Source organism: Alteromonas profundi, from assembly GCF_010500865.1.
GTDB lineage: Bacteria > Pseudomonadota > Gammaproteobacteria > Enterobacterales > Alteromonadaceae > Alteromonas > Alteromonas profundi.
In genome coordinates this window covers 38,466-60,838 of sequence record NZ_JAAAWN010000015.1, presented here as the reverse complement: position 1 = coordinate 60,838, position 22,373 = coordinate 38,466, and the positions used below count along the sequence as shown (strand labels likewise).

Sequence of the window (22,373 nt, the reverse complement as noted above, 5' to 3'; positions counted from 1 at the left end):
CTCAAAAGTAAAAACGTAAGTGGTTATTTTCTACGCCCACGCTTTTCCCATAGCGCGCAAATACTACTTCACGCCATACGTTATCGCGCAGAGTGTGAGACAAGGTGTGTTTGCGCAATTCTTTGTATACCGCTTCGGTAATTTGCGGCTTATGGTAATCAAGAATAGTTTGTTTCGACCCCGCCATAAATACTTTGGCGTAGGCGATGGCACGGTCAGATGTGCCTATGGTCATTAAGCTTAGCGCGCTTTGCAAAGAGCGCCCTAACAATTGATCAACGCCCCCAGGTAATAAAGATGTCATGAGCACGCGGGTATCCCCAATAAGGGCATATTCATCGTTTACCAAGTTAATGTGCTCAAGGGATACATGACTTAGGTAGACCGCCTTATTAAGCACATCGTACGCAGGCTTTGCAGATAGCACGACTATAAAATGCGCGCGGTATACCGTGGTTTTCGACACGGAAATATTAAGGCTAGCCAACAACTGTGCACTAACAGTGTTGGTGTATTCATCAAGCCCAATTTTACCTTCTAGCATGGTTACTTTCGCCACCCCAACCGGAATAGATAGAGGAAAAGACACGGGAAGTTCACGGGTAAGCAGCGCGGTAAGTTCTTCCACGGTGAAGTCATCGTGCTTTAATTTACCAAGCTTAATTAGCACGCTGGCAAACAGAAGCTTAATGCGCGCATTAACGGATAGGGGCATATAAGTACGAGATAACAAGTCTAGGTTTCGTCAGTTTGTCATAGATTAGCACCCTTTAATAAGATAAATACACCCAATCAATTTACGATTGGCCAGTGCGAGCAAAACTTTAGTGTAAGTAATAGATATTCACTGGTCTTACCATAGTAAATTGATTACATTAATCATGGGCATCTTTCACGCAAGTACGAAATCACCACCTATTTCTCGTCGTGCTGTGCGTATCAGGAGTGGAACATGAACGAAAGCAATCCTCAATTTGATTATATTATTGTTGGCGGGGGCTCAGCGGGTGCGGTATTAGCAAGCCGTTTGTCACAAGACCCTGCATTGCAGGTATTGTTATTAGAGGCGGGTGGCAAGGATCGTAATCCTTTTATTCATATTCCCTTTGGATTATCTGTGCTTACACGCTTTGAAGCGATTGGGTGGGGGTATCATACCGCCCCTCAAGAGGCACTTGATGATAGAGAGTTGTTTTGGCCTCGCGGTAAAACCCTTGGGGGTAGCAGTTCGGTAAATGCCATGTGCTATATCCGCGGACAAAAGGAAGACTACGACCGATGGGAAGCACAAGGAGCCCAAGGATGGAACTTCAGTGAGGTTTTGCCTTATTTCAAACGCTCTGAAAACTATTTTGCGGGTGAAAACGCGTATCACGGCGTAGATGGTCCATTGCATGTTTCTCCCTTGGCGCATACCAGCAAATTATCTGACGCTTTCGTCGCGTCGGCTTCGTTTGCCAACTATTCCGTGGTTGAGGATTTTAACTGCGCAGAGCGTGAAGGCTTAGGCTACTACCATGTTACGCAAATTAATGGCCAGCGCTGTTCAACAGCAAAAGGGTTTCTATCCCATGCTATCCATCGTCAAAATCTTACAGTACTAACCAAAGTAGCAGCCGAAAAAGTACTTATTAAGCAGGGCCGAGCGCTAGGTGTTCAGGTTCGTGAAAAAGGCAAGGTTCAACGTTACTTTGCTAAAAGCGAAGTGATTTTATGTGGCGGCGCAATAAATTCGCCCCAATTATTAATGCTATCCGGTGTCGGGCCCCGTAAGCATCTTGAAGATATGGGTATTTTTGTACATCAAGACTTACCCGGTGTAGGGCAAAACCTTCAAGACCACTTAGATGCCATTGTGCAATTTACGTGCAAGGCAAAAGAGGGCTATGCTGTGGCCGCCGGAATGTTGGGTAAATATATCAAGGCAGGCGTTGATTATTTGTTTAAGCGTAATGGCATATTTTCATCCAACATTGCCGAAGCTGGTGGGTTTGTTCGTTCTTCTCTAGCCGAGCACGGCCCAGATATTCAGTTTCATTTCTTACCGGCTATTTTACAAGACCACGGAAGGCGTTTAGCCTTTGGGTATGGGTACGGAGTTCACGTATGTTGCTTGTATCCTAAAAGTCGAGGCAACATTAAACTACAAAGTAATCATCCAGCTGATCATCCCCTCATTGACCCCGCTTATCTAACCCATCCAGACGATCAGAAAGTTATGATAGAGGGAATAAAAATTGCGCGTAAATTATTGGCTGCGCCTAACTTCGATGAGTTTGAGGGAAGCGAGCTGTACCCAGGCGAAGAGGCCCAGTCAGACGAGGAGTTATTGGCCTTTTTACAGCAACGAGCTGAAACTATTTATCACCCGGTAGGTACCTGTAAGATGGGCCTACAGAGCGACCCCATGGCGGTGGTGAATAATCAGTTGAAGGTTAAGGGCATAGCTGGGCTACGTGTGGTAGACGCATCTGTAATGCCAAGCTTAATAGGGGGGAATACCAATGCCCCTACCATAATGATTGCTGAGCGCGCAGTAGACTTTATAAAAGCTGATCACGAAGGGCAGGCCGTACCCATAGCCAGTGATGATTAGCGGGGCTGCATAAAGAGATCGGCTGCACAATCACACATTTCATCAATGTGGCTAGAATCGGCATAAATGCCGTCGATTAACAACCGAGCAATCCCATGTAAGGTTCCCCATGTTACTTGTGCTAACCGTAGCGCCGCTTTATCGTTTGGCAATAAGCCGTGTTCTTGCCAGTAGCGGGTCATTGTTACTTGAAACTGAAAGCAAGGAAAGGCCACTTCTTTAAGATCTGGCGTCGCCGCTTGGTTTTGCCAAATCGTACGGCCAAACATTAGTTCGTACATTTCTGGGTGTTTGGCTGCATAGCCTACATATTCATGTACAAACTCTCTAAACCGGGCGCGAGGCGATTTACTGGTTTGTTCAAAAATACGTTTAGCAGTGGCGTGCCAGTCACTAAATCCTTTTGCCGCAATAGCACTTAACAGCGCACTTTTGTCTTTAAAATGGTGGTAGGGCGCAGTGCGTGAAACGCCTGCATCTTCGGCTAATTTTCTAAGCGATAAGCTATCCACGCCATGGGCCGCTAACCGAGAGGTGGCAACTTCAATAAGTGCCGAACGTAGATCACCGTGATGATAATTTTGCGCGCCATTGCCCATAATACTTAAGCACTACCTAATTAAAGTAAACATTCAAAAGACTAAATAACGTTTTATCTTGACAGTGTCAACATAGCCTTTTATCTTGACACTGTCCAGTTTGCAAAAATGTTAATAAATCGCTATGGAGCCAACGCAAACCATGAATTACTCTACATTAGAAATAAAACAGCAAGGGCACATTGCACAGGTTGTGCTTAATCGCCCTGATGCAATGAACAGTATGACCCCCGACTTTTGGGTGGAATTTCCTGCAGCTATACGTGCTATCGACAATGAAGGGAGTGCCCGGGTTATTGTCATCTCCTCCACTGGCAAGCATTTCTCTGCGGGTATGGACTTGTCGGTATTTTTAAATATGAAAGAAGACTTTAAAGGCGATCCATCCCGCCGTGCTGAGCGCATGCGCCGTACGGTGAAGTTACTGCAGGACAGTTTCACTGCTCTAGAAGAAGCGCGTATGCCGGTTATTGGTGCTGTGCAAGGAGGCGCAATCGGCGGTGCAGTAGATTTATTGAGCGCCTGCGATATGCGCTATTGCACCGACGATGCATTTTTTACTATTAAAGAAACGCAGTTGGGCATGACCGCTGACGTTGGCACCCTTCAGCGTCTCCCTAAGCTCATTCCCATAGGTTTGGTAAAAGAGCTGGCTTATACCGGTCGTAATTTTGGTGCGCAAGAGGCTAAGCAGCTGGGCTTTGTCAATAAGGTATTTGATAACACTGACGCTATGTTAGAAGGCGTAATGGAAGTGGCGCAACAAATAGCTGCGAACTCGCCGTTAGCTGTCGCCGGCACCAAAACCATGATCAACTACGCAGTGGATCACTCGGTAGCTGAAAGCCTTAATTATATGGCGACATGGCAAGCAGGCATGTTCCAGATGGAAGATGTGTTCAACGCCATGCAGGCACAAAAAACAAAAACAATTCCAGACTACCCGCCATTACATGGCGCGGTTACGTCAATGAAATCTTAAATTAACAGGCATCTTAGAAGGATTAATCATGAACCAGACCGTTACTGATCATCCCGTATACCCCCACTTATTTCGGCCACTCGATCTAGGTTTTACCCAATTAAAAAATAGGGTGTTGATGGGCTCCATGCACACGGGGCTAGAAGAAATGCCCGATGGACATAAACGTATGGCAGCATTTTATGCTGAGCGCGCCCGGGGCGGCGTAGGCCTGATCGTAACGGGTGGCATAGGGCCCAATGAAGAAGGTGCAACGCACCCTTCAACGTTCCGCCTAGATACCGATGAAGCGGTGAACAATCATAAAGAAGTGACAGATGCTGTGCATATTGCGGGCGGTAAAATTTGCATGCAAATTTTGCATACAGGGCGTTACGCCTATAGCCCAAAACTGGTTGCTCCTTCCGCGGTACAAGCGCCCATTAATCCGTTTAAGCCTAAAGCGCTGGAAGCAGATGAAATAGAAAAACAAATTGAAGACTTTATTACGGCATCTATACAAGCCCAACGGGCGGGTTATGATGGGGTAGAAATAATGGGGTCTGAAGGCTACTTTTTAAACCAATTTATTGCCCGGCGTACTAACCAGCGCGACGATGAATGGGGAGGGGAGTATGAAAATCGTATACGTCTTCCCATTGAAATTGTGCGCAGGGTACGTGAAGCCGTAGGCACTAACTTTATTATTATTTATCGTTTATCTATGCTGGACTTAGTTGAAGGTGGGTCGAGTTATGAGGAAGTGGTGCAGTTAGGCAAAGAAATTGAGCAAGCTGGCGCTACCATTATCAATACCGGTATCGGGTGGCATGAAGCGCGTATTCCTACTATTGCGACAAAAGTCCCTCGCGCTGCGTTCACGTGGGTAACGGCTAAGTTTCGCGATGCGCTCTCTATTCCTGTTATTACCTCAAACCGTATAAATACACCTGAGGTGGCTGAAGAAGTATTGGCGCGGGGTGATGCCGATATGGTATCGATGGCCCGCCCTTTTCTCGCCGATCCTGAGTTTGTGCGTAAAGCGCAGCAAAATAAAGCGGATGAAATTAATACCTGTATAGGGTGTAATCAAGCCTGCTTAGATCATGTTTTTAATGGCAAAATGACCAGTTGTTTGGTCAACCCGCGTGCGTGTCACGAGCTAGAGCTAAACGTTAAACCTGCTGAAACCAAAAAGCGGGTGGCGGTAGTTGGTGCGGGCCCTGCTGGGCTTGCGTCAGCGGTTACTTCGGCGCAGCGTGGTCATGACGTGGTCATTTATGACGCTGCCGGTGAAATTGGGGGGCAGTTTAATATTGCTAAGCAAATTCCAGGCAAAGAAGAGTTTTATGAAACCTTACGTTACTTCAAACGACAAATTGAGCTACATAGCAATATTACGCTTAAATTAAATACCTATGTTGATGCCGCTATGCTCAACGACGAAGGATTTGATGAGGTGATGGTAGCGACCGGTATTAAGCCAAGAACGCCGGCTATCGATGGTATAGACCATGAGAAAGTGTTGTCTTATATTGATGTGTTAAAAGACAAAAAGTCAGTGGGTAATAAAGTTGCTATTATTGGCGCTGGGGGTATTGGTTTTGATACCGCAGAGTATTTATCCCACGGCAAAGAAACGCCAAGTCAGGATATTCCCGCCTTTATGAAAGAATGGGGGATTGATATGTCGTTAACTGCCCGGGCGGGAATTGAAGGTGTTACACCTGCGCCTGAACCTTCACCCCGGGAAATCTTTTTGCTTCAGCGTAAATCCTCTAAAGTAGGCGGCGGACTTGGAAAAACCACGGGCTGGGCCCATCGGGTAGGGTTACTTGCCAAAGGGGTTACGATGATCCCAGGTGTCACTTACGACAAAATAGATGATGAAGGCCTACATATAACGGTAGACGGTAACCAGCAGCTATTGCCAGTAGACAATATTATTATATGCGCGGGACAAGAGCCAATGCGCGATATTGTTGAAGGGCTTAAAATGCCTTATCACCTTATCGGCGGTGCAGATGAAGCACTAGAGCTTGATGCTAAACGCGCTATCGACCAAGGTACACGGGTGTGCGCCGAAGTATAGTCGATACAATATAAAGTACTTAACCGATAATAAACAACGCCGCTAACTCGCGGCGTTGTTCATTATTAAGGGGTATTATTCCCAGCGCAAGATAAGATACTTAAAGCGAAACACGCGCGTTACCATACACATCAATAAATTGCGGCGGCAGGCGGCGGGGGGCTCCAGTATCTAAGCTAACGCAAACAAATGTTGTAAGGGCGTCGAACACCGCTTTATTACGCGTAGGGCAGATAAATTGAAACTGACGCTTAAGGGTGAGTTTGTTATCACACTCAACTATCCAAGTTGCGCATTTAAGGGTATCGCCTAGATGAACCGGGAGATGATAATTCAGTTCGTGGCGTTTTATTACCATTGCCCGGTTAAGGGCCTGATAATCTGCAAATTGAAGACCCAGAGCATTAGAGTGCGCCCAGGCGAGGGATTCAACTTCGGTTAAATAGGCCACATTGTTTACATGTTTATAGTGATCAATATGAACCTGGTCTATGTGCCAGTCTTGCACAAAAGGATGGGGGTACATCCAGGGTAATTCTTGTTCGCTCACCGGTGTTCCTTAAATTGCAGGGAGGGGATTGTCGTCAGGTAAAGTTAAATTCTCATCTAGCAACGCGCCCATCAAATTTTTCTCTCTAGCCAAAACCGGCTGAACAAAGCCTTGTACATCGCCAATGGCCTTAAATGCATTAAAGCCGCGCTCTAGAAACTCGTGTAACGCAAGTACCCCGGCTAATTTAGCGGGGCGACGAGACAACGAAATAAGCATACCTATGCCACGAATTTTAATAACATCGCCCAATTGATCGCCAAGGTGAGAGATTATACCAATTTGGTGGGCTCGATCGTCTATACGCCCTACGTGTCGATATGCCTGTGCGTAGGAGTGCCGGTCAATAGGCTGGTGGCTATAATTCGCCTTCAAAAACTGAGCCATCTCCATATCTAAATCGAAGGAAAGGGCATTTAGCGCCAATGCATCGTCCATGGCGTTCATTGCCTTATCAGGAAGAACCTTGGCAAGCTTTGGAATAACCCGCGCTAAGTCTGCATCTCGTTGACTAAAATCTTTCGGACCATATAATTCATCCACAAAAAACGCCATGGCTTTTTGATAACGCTTTTGCTGCGCTAAATCGGCATGAGATACCAGCAAGCGTTCGCACTGCCAATGCTGTAATTGATGAATGACAGGCATAATATCCAGCTTGGTCGCAAGATCCCGTAGCGCGTTAACGCGATGAATATGCTTGATTATTTGCTGCGCCAAAATGCACACTCCTTGGCCGAGTTTGTTAGTTAGCCGGGTAAAGCTAGATTGACCCAAGCGCGCGTTGCTTTCAAGTGAGAAGTCGGGTTTTTACTGATATAATTGGCGGCCAATAAACCATGAGTGATCGTCTTTTTCCCTTTAGCTGACCAATAAGAGCCGTATGAATACACAAGGTAATCAGTCGCAAAAAAACGAGTTCGATAGCGATGTTGATGTTCTTATCGCGCTGTTTAACCGCACCTTTGCCGATTTTAATACACGCTTAGTGCGTGGTAACGATGAACCTATTTATTTGCCTGCCGATGAGACGTGCAGCTATCATCAAATCGTTTTCGCCCATGGTTTTTTCTCTAGCGCATTACATGAAATTTCTCATTGGTGTATTGCGGGCGAAAAGCGACGTCTTTTAGAAGATTATGGCTATTGGTATTGCCCCGACGGACGTAACGCCCATCAACAGGCCGAATTTGAAAAAGTTGAAGTAAAACCCCAAGCGATTGAATGGGCGTTTACAGAAGCAGCCGGCAGAAAATTTCAAGTAAGTACCGATAACTTAGATGGCGTAGAGCCTGATAGAGAAGCGTTCACTAACAATGTAGCCGCGCAATTGGCACATTACCGCGCTACGGGGTTTCCTCCTCGCGCGCAGCGCTTTATCGGCGCACTGTCCGATACATTTTCATCCTTAAAACAAAACGATACACGCCCACTATCATCTATAGCTGCTGGAGACGATGCTGCATGAGTAAACCTATATTCCGGTTAGGTATTATCGTAAACCCCTTTGCTGGCATTGGCGGCGCACTCGCCTTAAAAGGCAGTGATGGTGCGAAAATACGTGAACAGGCGTTGGCTATGGGGGCGGAAAAAAAAGCCAATGAAAAAATGGCCAAAGCACTTAGCATTTTAGACGCGCTAAGCGGGCAATTTGAAATTTTCACTGCGTCTGGTGATATGGGGGAAACAGTTTGCGCCTCTCTCGGATTGCCTTACACCATAGTGTATAGCCCCCCATCAACGCAAACCGAAGGCGAAGATTCGGAACGAGCCGCAAAGGCATTGATAGATGCCGAGGTTGATTTGTTGCTGTTTGCTGGTGGCGACGGCACTGCCCGTAATATTTGCCACGTGGTAGGCGATACTATCCCAGTGCTTGGTGTACCGGCGGGCTGTAAAATCCATTCTGGCGTGTATTGTGTATCACCTGCCGCCGCAGGGCAGGTAGTAAGCCAAATGATCGCTGGCGAGCTGGTGAGTGAAATGGAAGCGGAGGTGCGGGACATTGACGAAGACGCATTTCGACGGGGTAAGGTTATTGCTAAACCTTATGGCGAGATGCGAGTTCCCGCTGAACTTAGCTACATTCAAGCGGTAAAAATGGGCGGCAGGGAAGACGAAGCGCTAGTACTTGATGATATTGCCGCTTACGTTAGCGAGATTATGGAAGAAGAGCCTGAAACCTATTTTGTGATGGGGTCGGGTTCAACCGTGGCAGCCATAATGGAATACCTTAATATTGACAATACCCTACTTGGGGTAGATGTAATAAAAAATGGGCAACTCATTGCCAGCGACGTTACCGCTGCGCAGCTTATTGAACTTACCCGCCTCAAGCCGTGTAAAGCCGTTGTTACTGTTATTGGCGGACAAGGGCATATTTTTGGTAGAGGAAATCAACAGCTTAGCCCGGCGTTTATACGCCAGCTTAATAAGAGCAATTTGGTGGTGGTTGCCACTAAACAAAAACTTCAGGCACTCGAAGGAAAGCCCCTAAGGTTAGATACTGGCGATGCAGATTTAGACCTCGAGTTAGCGGGTGCCTTTACCATTATCACAGGTTACAAAGACAAGGTGTTGTATAACGGCGTATAAATCAACGTCGTTAATTCACCTAACAGAGTGAAAATTTAAACATTATTAAAGTAGGAGAATACATTGTTACCACCCGCTGCTGCACCACAACACGTGGTAGACAAAATTGCTAACATTGAAGCTGCATTAGACGATGTAGTTAACCATGGTAGTGATGATGAGCTTTTTATCGCGAGCTACTTGCAAGGACATTTCGCGGTAGAATCTCGTCAGGTAGAGATGCAAGACGATGCAACCATGGATACGTTAAATGAACGAGTGCTCGCTAGCTTAGAAAGCGCGTTTGCTAACAATGAGCTAGATGAAGGTGATGCCGTCTTAGTGTCGGCTATGTGGCAGCGACTAATGTCGGCTACTTAATGTGTCCTTAGCGCCCCATGAACCCCCTTTCTCTTCGTAAATTATGTTGAATCAATAAGCTAACTCATTTAATCTCAATTTAGGTTCACGCTAAAGCACGAATACAAAACAATAAATGCGTGGTTGTACCGTTATTTTTTAATGGATTATGCGAAGTGATCGGATTCATAAAAGTGTTTCTATTGGGGTGGGGCAGTACCCTTTTATTTTGGGCAGCTGCATTATTCTTTTGTTATATTGGTACCGAGGTAGTTACTAAATATTGGAAAAGAAAACTCTTACTTGGCACGCCCTTCTTTTTGTTATTTCTCTTTGTTGTACATGCATACGGTGTTCCCCGCTATTTTGTGTACGACGACGTTCCTCCTAAGCTGGTAGAGGGAAAGCCTTATTACCCTGCGGTAAAAAATCATCTGATATTTCAAGGCGCAGCGTATAAAAAATACGGTGTAATTAGCCAAGATCTAAGTGATTTCATCAGCAATGATACCTACTTTAGCGCTTTTGGTGTCACCCCCTTAAAAGAGTACCCTTCAGTAAGCGGTTTTAAAAGCTGGGTAAATGAGCTTACCCTCGTTGGCTTCTTTTTGCTTTGGTACGTTTTTATCAACAAACTGCATAATGCCAGTGCGGCTTCCGCGTTATATAAAGCGGCACGAAGAAATAATAGGTTGCAGTATTATCAGAGCTATCTAACCGCTTCAAAACCTATTCGTTTTCTACAACCTTTTAAACGGCGGAAAGCTAAACGGGATTTTCAAAAAATACGTCAGGTATATATCACCTACTTAATCGAACTGCTCAATAAGCTCTCTAACCAGTCCCCAGCCGCATCTTCTGGGGTATTGCTATACATTGCAAACCAACTGAGAACCTCCAGTCAATGGTACCCCAGCGTAGCTACCTTTGTAGAAATAGACGATCTTACGGGCGAAGAAGAAATAGAAGCCTATGAGAAAAAGGCCGAATACGATAGGCGCTATTTTAAGCCATCGAATGAAGAATTAGGCAGTGCGCTAAATACACGGTTAGTTGAAACCCTCAATCAATTTTTGCCTGAGAGCTTGTTAAAGTCGAAGGTGACAGATGAAATACCCTCTATGGAGCTACATTGCAAACTAGTATGTAAAGTGACCGGCAATATTACCTATGGGGATAGCAGCGCAGCAACGCGGCTTACCGTAGCCGGTAAACAACAGCCGGTGACCAACAACCAAACCCTTATTATGCGGCGCAATGTGAATACTTTCCCTAAGAAAATAACCAGCGGAAAAAGTGAGGCAAGCAGGAAGTATTGTGCCACCCAAGTAGCCCAATTTATCACTAATGACACCCTGTTTATGCCCTCAAAGGTTACCCAAGCATCTGTAGAAAGTGAAGATGCCTTGCAGGCACGCTTACAACAAGCGACTGAGCGCCAGAACCAGTTATTTGATGCGATTATTGAGGAATGTAAATCTGCAGGCAAAGATATCGTTATTGGGGAGGTTATTAATCAAGCTTTGAAAAATAATGAAGTGCTTGTTGATAGAGCAATGTCAGAGCTCTATCAGTTACTTTCTGATAATACTCACCTGTACGCAGAGTTCGTGGCGTTCGAGTCGATAAGTGGACTCATTGAAGATGCAGTGGGGAGCGCCAGTGAGTAAACACATTAAACTTGCCGCCCTAGTCGTGGGATCTATTTTTATAACGTCGTGTTCAAAAACCACGAAACTTCTCGATGTCGCGAAAGAAGAGGGCGTATCTAGTACCACAGGCTGGGGCATAGAGTCGGTATTAAAATATCTCGATGTGGATTTTCTTCTATCCCAAGTAGAAGAAAATCGTGTTCACAGTGTGAAGTATGGAAAAGGCGTTAAAGTTGAGATAGACAACTGGAAAAGTAATGTGGTTTTTAGTCTGGAACCGATAAACGGCGTGGGCGCTAAACGCACATTATATAAGCGAAACTACTTACGCCCCGGCAACTATTTATTAACGGCTAATGTGGGGACCGGCGCCACACAAATTTCTATAAGCAAAGGCTTAACCCTAGACTTCTATCAACTTGCCCAGTTAACGCAGGCTAACGGAAGCACGGGCCTAGGGCGCTTGAAGCTGGATGTATCGCCCCGTGACGCTAAAATTACTCTATATGGAACACCTCACAAATATCATGAAGGTTTAAAGCTGCCGGAGGGGCGCTACGAAGTGAAGGTGAGCAAGTCTGGATATGATGAACATAGAGTGACAGTCACGATTACTAAAAATAGGTTAACGACCGAATCTATCCAGCTTAAACCTACAAGAAGCGTGAGCGCTGAACATAGTTTACGGGTTTCAGAGGCTTCAGCGCAGCAGGGGGCGGTAGAGGTGGTGTCTGTAACGGGAGCGCCGCTTAATGATCCAGATAAACTAAAACAGGATGTTGCACAATATGGTGAGCTTGTTATCTCGCCAACTCGAAGCGACGTACGCTATACGATAACCTCCACTAAGGGGCGTCAATACCCCGTGAAGCCCACCACCACGCTCCCTGCGGGTGACTACTCTGTGGCAGCTATCAGTACACAAAATGATGAAGTGCTGTTACAAAAGAGGGTTAGTATTCGGCCTAACGAAACCTTAAACACGGTTTTTACTTTGCCCGCGCTCGCGTATCAAGTGCCCCTTGATGTAGTGCTTAGCTTTAAGGTGAACACCTTATATAGAGAGAGGGTTGAAGTCACGTTAAAGCCCTCTCAGGGAGAGGCCATCAGCTTTAAAGAACGAATGGGGCGCAGAGGACTTGAGATAGAAACACGTTTACTTAATGGGGCGTATCATGCAGAGATAACCGGTAGAGGCATCAAGTATGATTTAGGCACCATCGACATTGCTGAGAGTAAAAGCAATAAGTTTGAGTTTGTCCTAAAGTGAGTGGTTTCTTCTTAAAACCAACAACCTTGCCGCGCTTAAATAGTTAAGAGCGGCAATATTCTTCCGCTTGCCGCTATGCGGCCAAGGTTTTCGCGCCCTTTTCTGCGGGCCAATTATGCTAAGGAGGTAAGCATTTTGTCGTACTTTGTTGCCTTCACCTCACAATTATCAAGGCCTTAGGCTAACTGTTGTCATGCTTAGCAGAAATAGCCAATTTTGGTGCAATAATTGCAGCGCAGCAATACGCGCGTCAATACTTCTGACGCACAATGAATTTAACCACGCAATGTGCGCGTATGCCACAGATTAATTAAAGCCTAGGTGAATGTATGTTGGGTTGTAATAAACCGCTACTTGTAACAGTGGCGCTGGTAACCTTGTTGGGCGGCTGTGCTACTTCCACCACGAAAGATACACAAATGGAACAGGCCGAGGTGCCAAATGTACCCGCGTTAGGGAATGTAGAATATCACACCTATATCTTAGCAAACGAGCTGTTTGCCGGGGTACGCCCGGCCCGTCAGGCGCGCTATGCAGTCGTAGGGTTTGTGCCTGCTGATACGATGAAATATAACGGTGATGATCAGCACCCCTTAATGATGCTAGGTCACCAACTCGAGCAGGGCATGATTACTGAAGCCTCGAAAAGGGGGTTTACTACTCAAGAATTCAAATTATCGAACGATATAATGATTAACGATGAAAGTGATAGGGTGCTTACCCGCAATATCGAACAGCTTTCAGATGTTGAACGCGTCGACTATTACATTACTGGCACCTTGGTTCAGCAACAAGCTGGCGCAATGGTAAACGCACGTATTATTAACGTACGAACAAAAAATGTAGTTGCAGCGGCCACACGATTCTTTCCTGCTGAGTTATTTTGGGAGAGGGAACAGGTCACCAGCCGACATGGCAAACTGTACAGAACTGAAGGTATGAGGTAGCAGGATGAATGCTTTTAATACTCCCGTAGCGTTAATCATTATAGGGTTAAGCGTAATCACCTCTGGTTGCGCAATGATGAGCGACAATGATGAGAATGCACAGCAACAAACAGAATTTCAGTCGATGAATGTGGTAGATATTACTGCAATAGACCGTGCGCCTTTAGTAAATAACGAAGACGATGATAAGGCTGATGAGCAAGACATGGATGCTTACGGCGCTATCGGGCAACCGCCGCTATATTCAAGTGTGCAAGGCGCGTATAAGGGCAGGCCACTTACAAAGCATATTGGCGATTATGTGAAAAACATGACCCAAGATCTTATTGCCAACATGGAATATGTCAATGAAAAAACCCCCATTGGTGTAACCCACTTCGCGTTGTTAGATACTAACTTACAAACTACCGATTTACTCGGGCGTCAAATGGCAGAATCTTTTGTGCATGAACTTCACAAGTTTCGGGTGCCAGTTATTGACTTTAAAGCCACTGATTACATCCGTATTACCGAAGGGGGCGATTTTGTTTTAAGTCGCGATTACTTAGAATTAAGCAGTAGCTTGCCTATCGAGTACGTATTAACCGGTACAATGGCCAAGCATCAAGGCGGTGTATTAGTGAATGCAAGAATATTGGGTATTAACTCTCGTGCAGTTGTAGCAAGCGCGCAAATGTTAGTGCCTTTTTATGTGGTTGATGCGCTTATTCCAAGTGACGGCAGCCAGCAAAATGGCATGCGTGATGGTGTTAAACTAAGCCGGGGTTAATCATGGAATTCAAGGGATACATTCTCGGCGCGGTTACAGGTGCTCTAATACTTAGTCTTTCAGGGTGTTCTAGCACACAGTCTGTAGGCTCGTTTTGGTTAGGCGATGATGGTGAAATTTCCCACGATGCCCAGCCGGTACCTGTTCCTAAAGGTTCGGGCTTAGTGTATACCCCCGATTCACGGGATCGCGAGTATCAACAGCACCTTGCTGTAGAACCGGGTTACCGTGATCCACTGCGAAGCGGCTTTTCACCTTCACAAACCCATAAGCAACTAAATGACTATGCATCGCAGCTTGCTATGGCGTTAATGGATAAGACCACAAGACTTACGCAAAACGACCGCGTCGGGGTTACCAGTTTTGTTCGTTTAACTGAGTCGTTAAGTGAAGGCACGGTGCTGGGCAATCAACTATCAGAAAACTTAATTGCGGAATTACAAGATTTTGGTTTGGCCATGGTGGATTTTAAGCTTGCCGGTAACATTACTGTAACCCCTTATGGGGATTTTGTGTTATCCAGAGACGCTAACAGGCTAGCGAAGCAAGTTGGCATAGACCACGTGGTGACAGGAACCTTAATTGAAGATGATCGCGGTGTAAGAGTGAATGCTCGTATTGTGTCTATGCAAGATAAACAAATAGTAGCGAGCGCGAATATCTATATACCCGCGTTTATCGTTATGGATTTAAACAAAGCGACCAGCATGGTATCTACTGCACCCTAATCATTTTCATTCGAGGTGTCGCCCATGATCCCTCGAATGCAATCGCGCACCATAAACCTCGCTGGATGCACACCTCGGCATAAATCGTTATCTAGCGGAAGCGGCGCATGGGTTAGTTCACTCACCAATAACTCTGCCATAAGTGGCGCAGTAGTGAGCCCTCGTGAGCCTAAACAGCACAGGGTGCTTACAGGTTCATCTGGAAGGGCGCATTCTTTGTGTAGGGGTTTTCCAAGGGACAACCCTTCGTAGCGCGATTTTAACGCATTATAATTGGTTAACATGCCCGATAGCGGCTGATGATCGGGTGAACCTAACCGTGTAGCTGCTCGCGCGGTACCATCATGGGTTAGCTGTTCAACCAAATTATTTCCTTCCATTGCTTTTTGGTGAGTAACGAGGTTTTGTTGTGTATCCTCACTACGCACCTCAATGTCTAAGTCATTTTTGCCATACGTTGACCCTAGAGCATGGCGATGATTATAGGCAGGTGTCATATAGCCTTTATGACAAAGCACAGTGGCTAATTGGTTTATGGGCGCCTGACTAGGAATAGCCTCTACTTGCCCCCTTACTGGGCGCAGCGGCAGCGACGTAAATGAAGAAGATGCAACAGCGCCTGCACCTAATGCCAATATAAGATGCTTAGCTTGTAGTGTCGCGCCATTGTCAAAATGTGCCAGCACTGACGGCTTTTCACCTTCGAGATATTTACGTTCGTAATGGCTAAACGTATGCATGGGCAGTAGTGAAACGCAGCCCAAAGCCCTAGCTTGCTCAATAAGCGCAGCAACCAGTTCGGGGGGCGACAGCCAGCCGCCTTGAGGTATAAATAGGCCATCTTGGGCAAGCTGTACTTGCGCTTTTTGGCAAATGAAGTCTGATGACGCGTAGTGAATGAGACCTTCTGGCCATACACTATTTTCAATTAATTTTTGCTGTCGTTGCGCAACCTTGGGGTTAAAGTTAAGTTGCACTACGCCGCAAAAATCATGACTTACCTTACCGCTACCAGCTTGGGCAATGACATCGTCGTAAAAATTACGTGCAAATAAAAAGCTGTGTGCTTGTAGACGACTAGCAAGGCTTACCTGGGAATGTAGCTGGGGGTAAAAGCCGCCTTGGGGATTGCCGGAGGCGCCAGAGGCAAGGGTCGCTTTATCGTGGCAAAGCGTAACCTTAATGCCCCGTTTAGCGAGTGCTAACGTAGTAAGTGCTGCAGCTAACCCAGACCCCACCACAATAACGCTATCGCCAGCGTAAAGGGGGCTTTGGTTATAGCGGTAATAGGGGCCTTCACGTGTAGTTGAAGGTGTTTTTTCTGCATTAAACACCCCAGTTAGCATGTCTCGTTTACGCCCAAATCCGTTACGCTTTTTAATCTCAAAGCCAACGGCGGCTAAGCCACGTTTAACTACGCCTGCCGCAGTAAAAGTGCCAAAGGTTGCCCCCACTTTCGACAGCCTGGCCATTTGGCTAAATAGGTTATCTGTCCACATATCTGGGTTTTTGCTTGGCGCAAAGCCATCTAAAAACCACGCATCAATTAATCCCGCTTTCGGTGAATGCCATTGAGGTAAAAGGTGATGCACATCACCAATCCATAGGTCTAAGGTAGTTGAGTAGTCGCTAAAATGGCGCCTATGGCAGCCATCTAATGCAAGGGGGTACTGATTTAGTAGTGCCGTTACCATGCCACTTAGTGAAGGAAACGCACTGAGTGCCCGTGCCATATCGTCTTTGGGTAACGGAAATTTCTCCGTCGTTAAGAAATGAAGACGCTTTAAGGGGTGGGTTGGGTTCTCACGTCTAAATTGCGCGAACGCTTGCATCACCACGAGGAAGTTAAGCCCAGTGCCAAACCCTGTCTCGGCAATCACAAATTGTGAATGTGACCAATGCTGCCAGCGCGCGAGTAAGTCGTTGCCGTCAATGAAAACGTGTTGGGTTTCATCAATGCCACTATCGTTAGAGAAGTAAACATCATCGAATTGGGAGGCGACAGGAATACCATTATCGTTAAAGTGAACTTGTGCTTGAGGTGATTTCACGTTTTCTTCGGGCTCGCTAATCTAAGACTGGTCAAATGCGTATATTTTACTAAAAAGCGCAGCGCAGTGCTTGTAACTCTACGTTTAATTTTCGTTTTGTCGGTGTAGAGATGAATGTTTTGTGAACACTTAAGGCGGGCGTGGTCGCCAAATCCAGAATTCATGCTACATTATCAACAGTATGACGTTCACAGTAACAATGAATACAACAATAACAACCAATAGGAATAAGTGGGTGTGCGTACAAATGCAGAGCAGACCACTTTATTATTCAAAATCGTTACCATAGGGCGCATCAACGCAAAGGGTAAACTATGAAAAGAGCAGTAATCACCGGGCTTGGTATTGTTTCAAGCATCGGGGTAAATAAACAAGATGTGCTGGCTTCTCTAAAAGCGGGCAAGTCGGGCATTACATTTTCAGAACAGTTCGCTGAAATGGGGCTTCGCAGCCAAGTATGGGGCAATATTGATATTGACCTTAAAGAACATATAGACCGTAAAGCTATGCGCTTTATGGGCGATGCCGCGGCATATGCGTACGTGGCAATGCAACAAGCAATCGAAGATTCTGGCTTAGAAGACAAAGACGTATCTAACGAGCGTACGGGTATAATTGCGGGCTCTGGCGGGGCTTCGTCGGAAAACCAAGTATTGTCGGCTGATGTGTTACGGGAAAAGGGCGTTAAACGTGTTGGGCCTTATATGGTACCGCGTTGTATGGCCTCTACCGTGTCTGCATGTTTGGCTACGCCGTTTAAAATTCGTGGGGTTAACTACTCTATTGCCTCTGCATGCGCAACGAGTGCGCACTGTATCGGTAACGCGCTTGAGCTTATTCAATTAGGTAAGCAGGACGTGGTTTTTGCCGGTGGCGGTGAAGAACTTCACTGGGCGCTTTCAAGTCAGTTCGATGCTATGGGCGCTTTAAGCTCTAAGTATAACGATAACCCGGCTGTAGCGTCACGTACCTATGATGCTGCACGAGATGGATTCGTTAGTTCTGGCGGCGGCGGTATGGTGGTTGTGGAAGAACTTGAACATGCGTTAGCCCGGGGCGCAAAAATTTATGGTGAAGTGGTGGGTTATGGCGCTACATCTGATGGTTTTGACATGGTTGCACCTTCTGGTGAAGGCGCAGTTCGCTGTATGAAGATGGCCATGCAAAATGTTAACGCGCCTATTGACTACCTTAATACCCACGGCACTTCAACGCCAGTGGGCGATGTAAAAGAGTTAGCGGCGATCCAAGAAGTATTTGGCTCATCGGGCGTGCCAATTAGTGCAACCAAGTCGCTTACCGGTCATGCGCTGGGCGCGGCGGGTGTGAACGAAGCTATATACAGCCTACTCATGCTTGAAAATGACTTCATTGCCCCGTCTATCAATATTGATAACTTAGATGAAGCTGCGGCGGGCCTTGATATTGTAACGCAAGCCCGCGAGGCTAAACTCAACACTGTAATGTCGAACAGTTTCGGGTTTGGTGGTACAAACGCTACATTAGTAATGCAGCGCTACGAAAAATAATTTGTACTTTATATAACACTTACTTGGTCAATCAGCGCTTGGCCAAGTAAGTGTTTCATTTGTTTTGCTTTCTCTCCAATTTCTTTTTAAAAGCTGCCCCTTCTTTTATTTTTTGAGATTACGGTTACTCCAACCTAATAGCACCATGCCATAGGGTGGCCAACCAACGCATTTTTTAACAGCGTTGGGGCAGGCGTATTCAATAGCATGTCTTGCTAACCTGGGGTGTACACACGCTACGCGGTGTTGACTATGATGTCCTGTCTATACTCATCAATAAATTATCGTTATATGTTTTTTTTATTCGTGCCTGTTAACATGTTTTTTACAATGGTGCGCTGCATGCTATATCAGGGCTTTCGATGCGCAAGCTACTGAGTATTGTTATCGGCATAACATACAGTGTGAATACCGATATTTGTGCTTAACGTCGGTGTGAATACGAACAGACCCTATGTGCGAATACAGAAGCCAGTAGTGCACCTACCATCAGCTAACACGTTAGTATTACCGTAAGGGAGAGCAAAAGTGGCAACGTCAGTTCAACAGAAAGTAAGCAGTGAAGAGTGGCAAACCCGAGTAGATTTAGCCGCTTGTTATCGCGCGGTGGCGATGTACGGATGGGACGACCTTATTTTTACTCATATATCAGCGCGTGTGCCAGGCCCAGAACATCATTTTTTAATTAACCCATATGGCATGATGTTCGATGAAGTTACAGCATCAAGCTTGGTAAAGGTTGACCTTCAGGGCAATAAAGTGATGGAAGGTGAGTTTGATATTAACCCAGCCGGCTTTACTATTCACAGCGCCGTACATGAGGCACGAGAAGACGCCAAGTGTGTTATGCATTTACACACGGCAGAAGGGGTAGCCGTATCTACATTACAAGAGGGCTTACAAGCGTACTCCCAGCAATCGTTATTTCCTCTGGCCTCACTGTCTTATCACGCTTATGAAGGTGTGGCGCTAGACCCAGAAGAGAAAGTACGCTTGGTGCGGGATCTTGGAGATACCCACTTTATGATTTTGCGTAATCATGGGTTGTTAACCTGTGCAGACACCATTGCCGATGCATTTTTATATATGTTTATTATGCAGCGTGCCTGTGAAATTCAATTAAGAGCGCAGGCCACCGGGCAACCATTGATCCCTATTCATTCAGCGATTTTACAGGGTATTCGCGCGCAAGCGTCTGAAGTTACTAAGCAGGCCGGAGGGGCACTTGCTTGGCCGGGTATTAAGCGCCGAGTTAGTCGTCAGCTTCCCGGTTTCGATAGTTAACCTGATTTAACAAAAATGCGCTAAGAAATACGTTGGCAAGGTTACTAATTGCCTTGTTTACGTTAAACTTGGCGCCATGAAAATATTACTTGAAGACACCATCCCTTTTGGGAAGGAATACCTATCCGATCTTGGTGATGTAAAAACGTACGCATGGCAATCGCTTGCGGCGCAAGACATCCAGGATGCTGATGTGATGGCAATTCGTTCAACCACACAGGTGAACGCGCACACTATGCCCGCCAACACGCGCTTACAACTGGTTACAACCGCTACAGCGGGAACCAATCATCTTGATACTGCATGGCTTGCATCACAAAATATTCGGTGGAATTCAGCCGGAGGATGCAATGCTGTTGCGGTAGCTGAATACGTTGTAAGTACGTTATTGCTAGCTGAAAAAAAAGGGCGAGTGGATACCTCACGCTGTACCGTGGGTATTGTTGGGGCAGGGCATGTAGGCACTGCGCTTGCTAATAAACTCGACGCGCTTGGCATAAACTATAAGTTGTGCGATCCCCCCCTTGAACAAACTAACGATAGCAGACGTTTTTACCCCTTAGCAGAAATCTTACGCTGTGATGTTATTACTTTGCATGTACCCTATGTAAAAACGGGGCCTTATGCCACTGGGAAACTTATTGATAGCGATGCCTTGGCATGCCTGAACGCCTCGCAATTGTTAATTAATGCGTGTCGCGGTGAAGTAATAGACGAACAAGCCCTTATCTCACGGTTACAAAGTAGCAATGCACCAGTGGTAGTGTTAGACGTATTTAACAACGAACCCGCCATCAATCCTGCTCTTTTTAACTTATGTTGGATGGTTACACCCCATATTGCAGGCCATTCAGTAGAAGGCAAAGTTCGCGGCACGCAAATAGTGTACGAACAGCTCTGTCAGCTAGTCAATAAACCCATTAAAAAACAGCTGAGTGATTTTTTGGCGCCACCCCCACCGTTATCGATAGCATTAACGTGTCCGACAGAAAAAGCTCTCTCAGCAAAAGATTTAGCGAAGGTAATGCTACCCGTATACGATGTGTCGGAAGATGATGCTGCAATGCGCCAAGCAATGGCCGATGCGATTGAAAATGCGCCAAAAGATAATGACGCCCTTTCCAAGGCTATCGCTAATACTTTTTCGCGCTTGCGAAAACAATACCGTATTCGCCGCGAATGTAGTGCTTATGCGTTACAACTACAAAGCGATACCAGTATTGAAATAAGGCAGCAGCTTAGCGCACTCGGATTTTCAGTAACTAATTAGTTTTACACCATTTATATCAAATTTTAGGAGAAACCAACATTATGTCACAAGCCTTTGATGTTGCCGTATTAGGCGCAACCGGTATGGTAGGACAAACAATGATCGAGTTGTTGGAAGAGCGGGGCTTTCCGGTTAACCGCCTTTATCCGCTAGCCAGCGAGCGCTCTGCGGGAACTACAGTGTCGTTTAAAGGTGAAGACATTGAAGTACTTAGTGCCGACACGTTCGACTGGTCATTAGTGCAATTTGGGTTCTTTTCAGCCGGAGGCGATATTTCTGCTGAATTCGCCCCGCAGGCAGCAGAAGCTGGGTGTATCGTTATAGATAATACATCACACTTTCGCTACGACTATGATATCCCCCTTGTTGTGCCAGAAGTTAACCCCCATGCACTGGCCGATTTTAGAAACAGGAATATTATTGCCAACCCCAACTGTTCAACTATTCAGATGATGGTTGCGTTAAAACCTATTCAAGATGCAGTGGGAATAGACAGAATTAATGTTAGCACTTACCAATCTGTTTCGGGGGCGGGCAAATCTGCTATGGAAGAGTTAGCTAAACAAACGGCAAGCTTGCTAAACGCCCGTGAGGTGAAAACCGAAGCCTTTAGTCGTCAAATTGCGTTTAATGCCATCCCTCAAATTGATGTGTTTCAAGATAATGACTACACCAAAGAAGAGATGAAGATGGTGTGGGAAACCCAAAAAATAATGTCTGATGACACTATTTTAGTGAACGCCACCGCTGTGCGCGTACCTGTTTTTTATGGACATGCTGAAGCCATTCATTTAGAAACACGCGCGCCTATTGATGCTCAAGAGGTAAAGCAGTTACTTGCCGATGCCCCCGGCGTAACCTTATACGAAGGAGCAGAGCAATTTCCTACCCAGGTAAGCAGCGCGAGCGGCAATGACAATGTGCATGTTGGCAGAGTACGCAACGATATCACCCACCCGTGTGGTATTAATTTATGGGTGGTGTCTGATAATATCCGCAAAGGAGCCGCGACCAACAGTATTCAGATTGCTGAAACCCTAATACGCGACTACATGTAACGCGAGGTTATCCGGGGTCTCACTCGTATTGCTGGGGCGCCGGATATAATTTGTGGCTGTGAAATGTAAATATTTTAGCTATT

Annotated in this window: 20 protein-coding genes; 15 read left to right on the top strand and 5 right to left on the bottom strand. The window is 46.0% G+C overall.

What is annotated here, in order from left to right; translation table 11 throughout:
* Window position 1 precedes the first annotated feature (1 nt).
* A complete protein-coding gene (locus GTH32_RS12175; RefSeq protein WP_163086107.1) occupies window positions 2-715 on the bottom strand; it encodes a DUF1439 domain-containing protein in 714 nt (237 codons plus the stop codon).
* Window positions 716-952: 237 nt separating this feature from the next.
* Here GTH32_RS12175 and GTH32_RS12170 point away from each other — a divergent pair, with 237 nt between their 5' ends.
* On the top strand, window positions 953-2,596 hold the full coding sequence (locus GTH32_RS12170) for a GMC family oxidoreductase (RefSeq protein ID WP_163086105.1): 1,644 nt from the start codon (window positions 953-955) through the stop codon (window positions 2,594-2,596).
* Here GTH32_RS12170 and GTH32_RS12165 read toward each other — a convergent pair.
* Window positions 2,593-3,195: a TetR/AcrR family transcriptional regulator gene (locus GTH32_RS12165; RefSeq protein ID WP_163086103.1), complete on the bottom strand. Its 603-nt coding sequence runs from the start codon at window positions 3,193-3,195 to the stop codon at window positions 2,593-2,595. The genes GTH32_RS12170 and GTH32_RS12165 overlap by 4 nt on opposite strands.
* Window positions 3,196-3,337: 142 nt before the next feature.
* Between GTH32_RS12165 and GTH32_RS12160 the strand changes: the two genes are divergently transcribed.
* Together GTH32_RS12160 and GTH32_RS12155 are read left to right on the top strand one after the other, a co-directional pair.
* Window positions 3,338-4,177 (top strand): crotonase/enoyl-CoA hydratase family protein, encoded by an 840-nt coding sequence (locus GTH32_RS12160; RefSeq protein WP_163086101.1) that lies wholly within the window; start codon window positions 3,338-3,340, stop codon window positions 4,175-4,177.
* A 28-nt stretch (window positions 4,178-4,205) separates the two neighbouring features.
* The gene (locus tag GTH32_RS12155; protein ID WP_163086099.1) at window positions 4,206-6,248 is read left to right on the top strand and encodes an NADPH-dependent 2,4-dienoyl-CoA reductase; all 2,043 of its coding nucleotides are present in this window, start codon (window positions 4,206-4,208) and stop codon (window positions 6,246-6,248) included.
* A gap of 100 nt (window positions 6,249-6,348) precedes the next feature.
* On the opposite strand, the gene GTH32_RS12150 is transcribed toward GTH32_RS12155, so the two are convergent.
* Both GTH32_RS12150 and GTH32_RS12145 read right to left on the bottom strand, forming a co-directional pair.
* The gene (locus GTH32_RS12150) at window positions 6,349-6,774 is read right to left on the bottom strand and encodes an acyl-CoA thioesterase (protein WP_163086182.1); all 426 of its coding nucleotides are present in this window, start codon (window positions 6,772-6,774) and stop codon (window positions 6,349-6,351) included.
* 33 nt (window positions 6,775-6,807) lie between these two features.
* The gene (locus GTH32_RS12145; protein ID WP_163086097.1) at window positions 6,808-7,518 is read right to left on the bottom strand and encodes an FFLEELY motif protein; all 711 of its coding nucleotides are present in this window, start codon (window positions 7,516-7,518) and stop codon (window positions 6,808-6,810) included.
* Between the two features lie 163 nt (window positions 7,519-7,681).
* Here GTH32_RS12145 and GTH32_RS12140 point away from each other — a divergent pair, with 163 nt between their 5' ends.
* The 8 genes from GTH32_RS12140 (at window position 7,682) to GTH32_RS12105 (ending at window position 15,098) form a co-directional block, all read left to right on the top strand.
* The gene (locus tag GTH32_RS12140) at window positions 7,682-8,266 is read left to right on the top strand and encodes an elongation factor P hydroxylase (RefSeq protein ID WP_163086095.1); all 585 of its coding nucleotides are present in this window, start codon (window positions 7,682-7,684) and stop codon (window positions 8,264-8,266) included.
* Window positions 8,263-9,393 carry an ATP-NAD kinase family protein gene (locus GTH32_RS12135; protein ID WP_163086093.1) on the top strand — a complete coding sequence of 377 codons (1,131 nt, stop codon included), beginning with the start codon at window positions 8,263-8,265 and terminating at the stop codon, window positions 9,391-9,393. Before GTH32_RS12140 ends, GTH32_RS12135 begins: the two co-directional genes overlap by 4 nt.
* A gap of 63 nt (window positions 9,394-9,456) precedes the next feature.
* Window positions 9,457-9,753: a YfcL family protein gene (locus tag GTH32_RS12130; RefSeq protein ID WP_163086091.1), complete on the top strand. Its 297-nt coding sequence runs from the start codon at window positions 9,457-9,459 to the stop codon at window positions 9,751-9,753.
* A 155-nt stretch (window positions 9,754-9,908) separates the two neighbouring features.
* Window positions 9,909-11,402, top strand: coding sequence for a hypothetical protein (locus GTH32_RS12125; RefSeq protein ID WP_163086089.1), 1,494 nt, complete (start codon window positions 9,909-9,911; stop codon window positions 11,400-11,402).
* A complete protein-coding gene (locus GTH32_RS12120) occupies window positions 11,395-12,654 on the top strand; it encodes a PEGA domain-containing protein (RefSeq protein WP_163086087.1) in 1,260 nt (419 codons plus the stop codon). The genes GTH32_RS12125 and GTH32_RS12120 overlap by 8 nt, the downstream gene beginning before the upstream one ends.
* A 329-nt stretch (window positions 12,655-12,983) precedes the next feature.
* Complete coding sequence (locus GTH32_RS12115) at window positions 12,984-13,601, top strand: FlgO family outer membrane protein (RefSeq protein ID WP_163086085.1); 618 nt, start codon at window positions 12,984-12,986, stop codon at window positions 13,599-13,601.
* Window positions 13,602-13,605: 4 nt separating this feature from the next.
* The gene (locus GTH32_RS12110; RefSeq protein WP_163086084.1) at window positions 13,606-14,370 is read left to right on the top strand and encodes a FlgO family outer membrane protein; all 765 of its coding nucleotides are present in this window, start codon (window positions 13,606-13,608) and stop codon (window positions 14,368-14,370) included.
* A gap of 2 nt (window positions 14,371-14,372) precedes the next feature.
* Window positions 14,373-15,098: a FlgO family outer membrane protein gene (locus tag GTH32_RS12105; protein ID WP_163086082.1), complete on the top strand. Its 726-nt coding sequence runs from the start codon at window positions 14,373-14,375 to the stop codon at window positions 15,096-15,098.
* On the opposite strand, the gene mnmC is transcribed toward GTH32_RS12105, so the two are convergent.
* Window positions 15,095-17,149: a bifunctional tRNA (5-methylaminomethyl-2-thiouridine)(34)-methyltransferase MnmC2/FAD-dependent 5-carboxymethylaminomethyl-2-thiouridine(34) oxidoreductase MnmC1 gene (gene mnmC, locus GTH32_RS12100; RefSeq protein WP_163086080.1), complete on the bottom strand. Its 2,055-nt coding sequence runs from the start codon at window positions 17,147-17,149 to the stop codon at window positions 15,095-15,097. The genes GTH32_RS12105 and mnmC overlap by 4 nt on opposite strands.
* Before the next feature lie 314 nt (window positions 17,150-17,463).
* On the opposite strand from mnmC, the gene fabB reads away from it, so the two are divergent.
* The 4 genes from fabB (at window position 17,464) to GTH32_RS12080 (ending at window position 22,290) form a co-directional block, all read left to right on the top strand.
* Window positions 17,464-18,678: a beta-ketoacyl-ACP synthase I gene (gene fabB, locus GTH32_RS12095; protein ID WP_163086078.1), complete on the top strand. Its 1,215-nt coding sequence runs from the start codon at window positions 17,464-17,466 to the stop codon at window positions 18,676-18,678.
* 528 nt (window positions 18,679-19,206) lie between these two features.
* Window positions 19,207-19,962 carry a class II aldolase/adducin family protein gene (locus tag GTH32_RS12090; protein ID WP_163086076.1) on the top strand — a complete coding sequence of 252 codons (756 nt, stop codon included), beginning with the start codon at window positions 19,207-19,209 and terminating at the stop codon, window positions 19,960-19,962.
* Between the two features lie 76 nt (window positions 19,963-20,038).
* Window positions 20,039-21,232: a 4-phosphoerythronate dehydrogenase gene (locus GTH32_RS12085; RefSeq protein ID WP_163086074.1), complete on the top strand. Its 1,194-nt coding sequence runs from the start codon at window positions 20,039-20,041 to the stop codon at window positions 21,230-21,232.
* A 41-nt stretch (window positions 21,233-21,273) separates the two neighbouring features.
* Window positions 21,274-22,290: an aspartate-semialdehyde dehydrogenase gene (locus GTH32_RS12080; protein ID WP_163086072.1), complete on the top strand. Its 1,017-nt coding sequence runs from the start codon at window positions 21,274-21,276 to the stop codon at window positions 22,288-22,290.
* Window positions 22,291-22,373: the final 83 nt, after the last annotated feature.

Excerpts from the sequence above, each read along its gene's own strand:
- GTH32_RS12085 (WP_163086074.1), top strand. The coding sequence starts at position 20,039 with ATGAAAATATTACTTGAAGACACCATCCCTTTTGGGAAGGAATACCTA.
- GTH32_RS12150 (WP_163086182.1), bottom strand. The coding sequence starts at position 6,774 with ATGTACCCCCATCCTTTTGTGCAAGACTGGCACATAGACCAGGTTCAT.
- GTH32_RS12160 (WP_163086101.1), top strand. The coding sequence starts at position 3,338 with ATGAATTACTCTACATTAGAAATAAAACAGCAAGGGCACATTGCACAG.
- GTH32_RS12175 (WP_163086107.1), bottom strand. The coding sequence starts at position 715 with ATGCCCCTATCCGTTAATGCGCGCATTAAGCTTCTGTTTGCCAGCGTG.
- GTH32_RS12155 (WP_163086099.1), top strand. The coding sequence starts at position 4,206 with ATGAACCAGACCGTTACTGATCATCCCGTATACCCCCACTTATTTCGG.
- GTH32_RS12140 (WP_163086095.1), top strand. The coding sequence starts at position 7,682 with ATGAATACACAAGGTAATCAGTCGCAAAAAAACGAGTTCGATAGCGAT.
- GTH32_RS12170 (WP_163086105.1), top strand. The coding sequence starts at position 953 with ATGAACGAAAGCAATCCTCAATTTGATTATATTATTGTTGGCGGGGGC.
- GTH32_RS12135 (WP_163086093.1), top strand. The coding sequence starts at position 8,263 with ATGAGTAAACCTATATTCCGGTTAGGTATTATCGTAAACCCCTTTGCT.
- GTH32_RS12105 (WP_163086082.1), top strand. The coding sequence starts at position 14,373 with ATGGAATTCAAGGGATACATTCTCGGCGCGGTTACAGGTGCTCTAATA.
- GTH32_RS12080 (WP_163086072.1), top strand. The coding sequence starts at position 21,274 with ATGTCACAAGCCTTTGATGTTGCCGTATTAGGCGCAACCGGTATGGTA.
- GTH32_RS12165 (WP_163086103.1), bottom strand. The coding sequence starts at position 3,195 with ATGGGCAATGGCGCGCAAAATTATCATCACGGTGATCTACGTTCGGCA.
- fabB (WP_163086078.1), top strand. The coding sequence starts at position 17,464 with ATGAAAAGAGCAGTAATCACCGGGCTTGGTATTGTTTCAAGCATCGGG.
- GTH32_RS12110 (WP_163086084.1), top strand. The coding sequence starts at position 13,606 with ATGAATGCTTTTAATACTCCCGTAGCGTTAATCATTATAGGGTTAAGC.
- GTH32_RS12115 (WP_163086085.1), top strand. The coding sequence starts at position 12,984 with ATGTTGGGTTGTAATAAACCGCTACTTGTAACAGTGGCGCTGGTAACC.